6 protein-coding genes are annotated in these 7,594 nt (G+C 54.3%); 3 read left to right on the top strand and 3 right to left on the bottom strand.

Annotation, left to right across the window (positions count from 1 at the left end; all coding sequences use genetic code 11):
* The 3 genes from cydB to ACP5D0_RS09255 all read left to right on the top strand — a co-directional run.
* A partial coding sequence (gene cydB / locus ACP5D0_RS09265; RefSeq protein ID WP_472365467.1) for a cytochrome d ubiquinol oxidase subunit II occupies positions 1-911 on the top strand: 911 nt, incomplete at its 5' end.
* A 243-nt stretch (positions 912-1,154) separates the two neighbouring features.
* On the top strand, positions 1,155-1,694 hold the full coding sequence (locus tag ACP5D0_RS09260) for a DUF6790 family protein (RefSeq protein WP_472365466.1): 540 nt from the start codon (positions 1,155-1,157) through the stop codon (positions 1,692-1,694).
* 6 nt (positions 1,695-1,700) lie between these two features.
* Entirely contained in the window at positions 1,701-2,858 is a 1,158-nt protein-coding gene (locus ACP5D0_RS09255) for an NnrS family protein (protein ID WP_472365465.1), read from the top strand.
* Positions 2,859-2,866: 8 nt separating this feature from the next.
* Here the strand turns inward: ACP5D0_RS09255 and ACP5D0_RS09250 are convergent, their stop codons facing one another.
* The 3 genes from ACP5D0_RS09250 to ACP5D0_RS09240 form a co-directional block, all read right to left on the bottom strand.
* Positions 2,867-6,811: a transporter substrate-binding domain-containing protein gene (locus ACP5D0_RS09250; protein WP_472365464.1), complete on the bottom strand. Its 3,945-nt coding sequence runs from the start codon at positions 6,809-6,811 to the stop codon at positions 2,867-2,869.
* A 25-nt stretch (positions 6,812-6,836) separates the two neighbouring features.
* On the bottom strand, positions 6,837-7,175 hold the full coding sequence (locus ACP5D0_RS09245) for an HD-GYP domain-containing protein (protein WP_472365468.1): 339 nt from the start codon (positions 7,173-7,175) through the stop codon (positions 6,837-6,839).
* Between the two features lie 47 nt (positions 7,176-7,222).
* On the bottom strand, positions 7,223-7,594 hold a 372-nt coding region (locus tag ACP5D0_RS09240), incomplete at its 5' end, for an HD domain-containing protein (RefSeq protein WP_472365463.1).

The following is a 7,594-nucleotide window of genomic DNA, read 5'->3' as shown; positions in this document are numbered from 1 at the left end:
TGGGGGTGCTCTACCCTTGGTTTGACGGCGACGAAGAGCGCGATACGGTGATGCGTTCCATTTCGCACGTCTGGGACGGCAATGAGACTTGGCTGGTGTTTGGCGGGGTGGTGCTGTTTGCGGCTTTTCCGTTTGTGTATTCGCATTTGTTGCCGTCCTTGTATGTGCCGTTGATTTTGATGCTGATGGGGTTGATTCTGCGCGGTGTGGCGTTTGAGTATCGTTTCAAGGCGGTGCGTTCCAAGCGGGTGTGGGATGCGGCCTTTTTCGGCGGTTCGACCCTGGCGGCCATGTGCCAAGGCATGGTGTTGGGCGCAGTGGTGCAGGGCGGTCGCATGGAAGGTGAGCTGTTTGTGTTGGATTGGTTCTCACCCTTTACGATTTTCACCGGTGTGTCGGTGGTGGCGGCTTATGCGTTGCTGGCGAGCTGCTATCTGGTGCTGAAAACGCGTGGGGCACTCTTGGTGCGAGCGGCGCGTTTGGGACGTCGGTTGGTGATTGTGATGATGGTGAGTTTGGTGGTGGTCAGCCTGTGGATGCTGTACAGCAATGAATGGGTGCGCACGCGCTGGCTGGAAGGGTTGAATGCCTTTTATCTGTTGCCGATGCCGGTTTTGAGCGCCTTGTTCGGCTGGTGGTTGTATCGTTCGCTGAATGGCGAAGAATGCGGTGCTAAGCCTTTCTGGCTGACGGTGGGGCTGTTTGTGCTGGGCTTTATCGGGCTGGTGGTCGGGCTTTTCCCGTATCTGATGCCGCATCAGTTTACCCTTTGGGAGGTGCATGCGCCGGAAGCCAGTTTGTGGTTTGCTTTGCCGGGCGTGCTGATTTTCCTACCGTTGGTGTTGGCTTACACGCTTTGGGGTTACCGCATTTTCTCCGGTAAGGTGGAAGACTTTGAAGAAGGCTACTGACAGGAAACCGAGCCGTAAACAAGGCTGGCTTTGGTTTGTCGGCCTTTATCTGGCAGGCACCGCCGCCTTGTTACTGGTGGTGATGCTGTTAAAATTCACCTTCGGTTTCGTGTTAGCATGAACTCTCGGTAAGCTTCGTCGCGCGGTTCCGCGAAGGCGGCAGCCTTGAAAACGCCCAGGTCTGGGCGTTTTGCGTTTTAGCGACCGCCTATTGTTCTTGAATTCAAGGTTTGAGAGGAGATTATGATGACGCAACCTTATTTGATTTATATTGTGACGGTGATGTTTCTATTGCCGGTGTTATCGGTCTATGTGGAATTTTATTTTACCCGCAAGCGCCGTCGGCAGGCGTTGCAGACCAGTGCCTTTGCTTACACGGCGGTGCTGTTCAAGTGGTTTGTGTTTTGGGCGGTGGGGGTGCGCTTGTTGACCGCCGGATTGAGTCAGGTGTTTCATCCCGAAATGACCGCCTCGATTCTGAGCCTGCCGGTGACGGCGGATGTCATCGTCAAAGAGTTGGGCTTGGCAAATTTGGTGATGGGCACAGCCGCCATTGTGAGCCTGTGGGCGGTGTCTTGGCGGCCAACGGCGGCCTTTACCGGTGCTTTGTATCTGGGCGCGGCGGGGGTGCAGCATTGGATGCGGATGGGGCAAGGCGTCACCCAGAAGGAAGAGATCGCCATGGTGTCGGATTTGGCCATTGCGGCGCTGGTGATGCTGTATCTGATTTGGCTTTGGCGTTCGTCTCGCACGGCTCGGGCTTCCCGACCCGAGCAAGCTTAATTCGTTATGTTCTTTTTCGATCGCGCTTTCCGCGCGTTCTTTCTCGGTGGCAGTCTGTTCAGCGGCGTGGCGATGCTGATTTGGTTTGGGCAATATCCCGCGGCGATGACGACCTTTTCCGGTATTCCGTCGATGTATTGGCATGCGCATGAAATGGTCTTCGGTTATGCGTTGGCGACGGTAGCGGGGTTTTTGCTCACGGCGGTGATGAACTGGTCGCGCGAAAATTCTGCTTCTGGCGGGCGTTTGGCTTTGGTGTTTGCCTGTTGGGCTTTGGCGCGAATCGGGTTTTTGCTGGATTGGCCGTTGATTTGGGTGGCGACGTTCGATTTGCTGTTTAACTTCGGGCTGCTGTGGCTGTTTATCGGGCCGGTGTTGCGTCAAAAATTGTGGCCTCAAATGGGGCTGGCCTCGAAATTTGTCTTATTGTTGGCGGCCAATGGGGTGTTTTACGCTGGGGCGTTTAACTGGCTGGATAACGGCCTGCACATGGGGGTGATTTTCGGCTTGTTTCTGGTGTTGGCGATTAATCTGACCATGATGCGCCGTTTGATTCCGTTTTTCACCGAAAAGGCGTTGGGGTTGCCGGAAAGTTCGCCATCGAAACGGCTGGATGCCTTGGCGCTGGTCGGCTTTCTGGCGTTGATGCTGGCGGCGGTGTTTTTTCCGCAGCATTGGGCGACCGCTTTGATTGCGTTTCCATTGGCCCTTGTGCATTTTGTCCGGTTGAAGGCTTGGTACCATCCGCGCATCTGGTCGGTGCTATTATTATGGCCGTTGCATCTTTCCTATGGGTTTATGATAACCGGGATGGTGTTGTATGGCTTGGTCGGCCTGGGATGGGTCAGTGAATCGATTGCCTTGCATGCGCTGGCGGCGGGGGGCATTGGTTTGTTGTGCTCGTCGATTATGGCGCGTATTTCGTTGGGGCATACCCAGCGGAGTGTGTTTGAACCGCCGAAAAGTTTGGTTTGGGTGTTTGCCCTTTTGGCGGTCTCCGCCGTTCTGCGGGTGGCGTTTCCGCTCTTGTTGCCGGAGTACACGGTTTGGTGGGTTCAGGCCAGCCAGTTGGGTTGGAGTCTGGCGTTTTTAGGGTTGACGGTCTTGTATCTGCCAATTCTGGCACGCCCCAGCCGGAAACCGGAAACGGGGATTTTATTATGAGCACTTTATTATGAGTGTTTCGATGCGTTTGCATTCAAGGCGTGTTCAAGGCGGTTTTTGAGCTCACTGAATTGATGCAATCCGTTTTGCAGCGCGGGGATGTCAAAGCTTTCGACGGCGGCCAGCAGCCCTTCGCTGAGCGCTTGCAGCTGGGAGCAGGCGTGGCGCTCGGCAATCGGGCGACATTGTTCGGCAAACTGCTGGATGTCATCGAGACTGTTGGTTTTCAATGCTTTTTGCTGCGCCGTTTGCAAGACGGTTAGCGCTTCCAAAAATTCGGTTGCGTCTTGTGGTGACTGAACGTTGAGGGCGTCGCTGTTTTCCGGTCTTTGAAGGTTTTGCGTTTCCATCTCATGGGGCAAAAACCGACTGAGCGTTTGGAACAGCTCGGCTTTGCGTACCGGTTTGCGCAAATAGTCGTCGAAATATTGGCGTTTGGCTTTTTCTTCCGTGTCTTCCATGACCGACGCGGTCAGCGCCACTATCGGCAGGTTCGGGTGAATGGCTTTGATGGCTTGAGCGGCCTGGTAGCGGTCCATGACCGGCATGCGGATGTCCATCAGCACCAGATCGAAGGTTTCTTGCTGGCACAGGGTCAAGGCGACTTCGCCGTTTTCGGCTTGGGTGCATTCAATGTCGCTGTTGTCGAAATTGTGGAGAATGAGGGCGCGATTGTCTTCAATGTCGTCCACCACCAGTAATTTGGCCGCTTGAAAGCGTATGATTCCGGGCGGGTTGTCGCGGCCGGTCTTTTCCGCCAGGCCTGGCGGATTTGTCTCGGAATGGACGGAAGCAATGTCCACTTTGGGCAGCAGAATCCGAAAACAGGTGCCCTGGCCTGGTTGACTTTCCAAGGTAATTTCGCCGCCCATCATGTCCACCAGTCGCCGGGTGATCGACAGCCCGAGTCCGGTGCCGCCATATTTTTGGGTGTTTTGCCCGTCTTGTTGTTCAAATACGTTGAATATGCGCGTTTGTTGTTCCCTCGGAATGCCGATGCCGGTATCGCAGACTTCGATCACTATGTCGAGTTTGCTGAGGTGTTCCTGCACATTGATGGGTTTGACCGTCAGTTTGATGTGGCCTTTTTCGGTGAATTTGACGGCATTGCCGATGAGGTTAAACAGTATCTGACGCAAGCGCACGGCATCCAGCAACAGCGATTGCGGCAGGTGATTATCCACTTCGACGAGAAAATCCAAGCCTTTGTTTTGCAGGTTGAGCGTGAAAATGTCGCCCATTTCGCGAAACAAATCATAGGGGTTGGTGGCCTGTTTTTGCAGGGTCATTTTGCTCGCTTCGATTTTGGAGAGGTCGAGGATGTCGTTAATGAGCATCAGCAGGGTGTTTCCGGCCGATTGAATGGTGCGGATAAAGCTTTTCAGTCGCGGCGCTTCGACCTGTTCGTTGAGCAGCTCGGTAAAGCCGAGAATGGCGTTCATCGGGGTGCGGATTTCATGGCTCATATTGGCGAGAAATTCCGATTTGGCACGGTTGGCGGCTTCGGCTTGTTGTTTGGCTTCTTGCAGCAGGGCTTCGTTGTGCACCAGCTCGGCTTCAATGATTTTGCGCTGTTGGATTTCGCGCACCAGTTTGCGGTTCCAGTAAAGAATAATCAGCAGTATCACCAAGAATAATCCGGCCAGTTGTATCAGTCGGGTGTAGTCGAATTGCGGGGCGTAGTCGAGTTTGATCCAGCGTTCTAAGATGGCTTGTTTCTGTTGCGGCGTCAGGCTCTGCATGGCTTGGTTGAGCAGCTGGTGCAGTTGCGGTTGGTCTTGGGTGACAAAAAGGGTGATCTGCAGAAACAATTCGGTTTTGCCGACGATGCTGAGGGTGTGAAGGTTGTGCTGTTTGATGAGGTAACTGGCTTTGGGCAATGACAGCAAAGCGGCGTCGTATTGACCGATGGCCACGCCTTCCAGCGCTTGTTCCGCGGTGTTGACCGCTTGGTATTGATGTCCGGGATAGGTGCGTTTGATGAGGTGGCCGTAACCGTAGCCGGTGACATAGGCGATGGTTTTCTGCGGCAGATCGGCCAAGTCATCGACAAACTCGTGCGGGTCTTTCATGATAATGACGATCGGGCTTTTGATAAAGGGTTGGATGGGGCGATAGTGCTGGTTCAGATCTGGGTCATTGAGGTCGGCGGTGACCACGTCCAGGGTTTTTTGCTCGGCCATGGCCAAGGTGTCGCGCCAGCGTTGCACCGGCTGAGGTTCGAAGGTGATCGGCAAGAGGGTTTCCACCGCTTCGAGAAAGTCGGGAACGATGCCGACATAGTCGCCTTGTGGGGTAAAGTGTTCGAAAGGGGGCCAGTCTGGGAAGCCGCCAATGCGGATAAGCGGGTGTTTTTCCAACCAGTCTTTTTGCGCGGGGGTGAATGTCAGTCGGTCGGTTTCCGGCGGACGATAGAGCCATTTGTCGTAAATTCGCTGTTCTTCACTCGGGGTGAGGCTGTTCAGGGCTTTGTTGAGTATCGACTGCAGTTCCGGGGCGTCTTGACGAATCATAAAGCGAATGGCCAGGCCTGGTTGTTTTGAAGCTAAGAAGGGTTTGATGGTGTGGAGGCCGTATTGCGACAAGGTGTAGGACAGCACCGAGTAGTTGTCGTAGAGCAGTTGCGCTTTGTTCTCAATGACGGCATTGATGGCGTCGTCCAGGGTGTCGGTTTGCAGTAGCTGGATGTCCGGAAAGTGTTCTTGCAGGTAGTTAAGTTGCGCGTAGCCTTTCGGGATGGCCAGTGTCAGGCCGTTTAAATCGTCGATTCTTTTGGGGGCGACGTCATCGCGCACAAAAAAGTAAGAGAGGGTTTTAAAGTAGGGTTCGCTGAAGCGGGCGTATTGGCGGCGCTCGGCATTCATGGCGGCGGCGGGCAGCAAATCCACACGTTTGTCTTTCAGTTGTTGCAGGTTGTCGGACCAGGTGCCGGTGGTGATTTTGAATCGCAGGCCGGTTTTCTGCGCGATTAAATCGAGATAGTCTTTGGCAATGCCTTGGTAGTCGCCTTGGGCATCGACAAAATCAAAGGGTGCCCAGTCGGTTTCACCGGCCACTTGAACGACCGGGTGTTCGCGTAGCCATTGATTTTCCTGTGGGGTTTTGTAAATGGGCTCGGTTTGGGAGGCGCTGAACCAGTGGTTGAGTATGCGGTCTTTGTCTTGATGTGACAGATCCGCCAGGGCTTTTTGCAGAATGCCGAACAGAATGGGGTGGTCTTTGTGGACGGCGATGGCGGTTTCGGTTTGGAAATCATCGACCTTGGCGTGAATGTGCAAATTGGTGAGGTAGTGGTGTCGGATGAGGTAGGTGGCGACGGCGAGGTTGCCGATATAGACATCGGCCTGACCGAAAGAGACGGCTTCGAGGGCTTCCAGGTTGGAGGATTTGAGGGCATAGTCGTAATCGGGGTAGTGGCGTTGCAACCATTCGTGCAAATAGGAGTCGCGATTGATGGCGATGCGCAGCCCTTGTAAGTCGTTCAAAGAGTGTATGCGACTGGCGGCGGTGTTTTGCCGGGCGAAGAGCCCCAGCGGCATACGGGTGTAGGGCTGGGTAAAGAAGAAGTGCGGCTTGCGATCTTCAGTGGCGACGGCGCAACTGAGGCCGTGCAGATCCCCCTGTTTGGCCGCCTGCAACGAGTTTGACCAGACATCGGGTTTGACGTGAATTTTGAGCCCGGTTTGCTGCTCAATCAGACTGAGCAGGTCGGCGGAAATGCCGCTGTGGCGACCTTGCTCATCCACAAATTCATACGGCGGCCATTGGTGGTCGGCGCCTAGGGTGATTTCAGGGTGTTGGGCAATCCATTGCTGTTCGGTTGGGGTCAGTTCCAGCGCTTGCAGCGGTGGTGTCCAGAGTAAGAGTAGGAACCAAAATGGTTTCAGAAAGCTCTCTAAAAAGATTCGCCTAAAGGATAATGAGCACTTGGACGGGGTCGGTTGAGACAACACGGTAAATTGACCAGGCCTGATCAATTTAGGCTTGGGCAATGGCGACGAATTCATCGAGATGCGCTTTGAAGATGTCCATCAGTTGCGGGTCGAACTGGGTGCCGTTTTGTGCCAGCATATAGTCCACCGCGGCTTCAATTGACCACGCATCTTTGTAGTGGCGCCGATGGGTGAGGGCGTCGAACACATCCGCAACGGAGACGATGCGGGCGTATAGGTGAATGTTTTCGCCCGCCAGACGATTGGGGTATCCGTTGCCGTCCCAGCGTTCGTGATGTTGCAGGGCAATAATGGCCGCGACCTGAATGAATTTGCGTTTGGAAAATTTGAGGATGTCGTGAGCGGCGGTGGTGTGGGTTTTGATGACTTGAAACTCTTCGGCGGTGAGTTTGCCGGGCTTGTGAAGGATTTTCAGGGGATGGTCATTTTACCGATGTCGTGCATGGGGGCGGCGTGATAAAGTGTATTTTCGTCTGTGTCGGATAGGCTGGGGTGGTAATGCGCCAGGCGCTTGGAGTATTCGGCCACACGGCGGATGTGCTGGCCAGTTTCGTCGGAGGTGGATTCCATCAGTTCGGTGAGGACAAAAATGATTTCCTTCTGGCTTTCTTCGAGTTCGGTGGCAAAGCGTTTCTCACGGTGAATGAGGGTGTTCTGCAGGGTGATATTGTGCTGCTTGAGCAGTTGTCTGGCGGTGGCGAGTTCCAAGTGGTTTTTGACCCGAGCAATCAGTTCTTCACCCTGAAACGGTTTGGTGATGTAATCCACTGCGCCAAGCCGGAA

The sequence above is a fragment of the Hydrogenovibrio sp. genome (assembly GCF_049975065.1).
In the GTDB taxonomy this organism is placed as follows: domain Bacteria; phylum Pseudomonadota; class Gammaproteobacteria; order Thiomicrospirales; family Thiomicrospiraceae; genus Hydrogenovibrio.
Note: the sequence above shows the minus strand (reverse complement) of the source record. Positions and strands in the feature narration are given on the sequence as shown.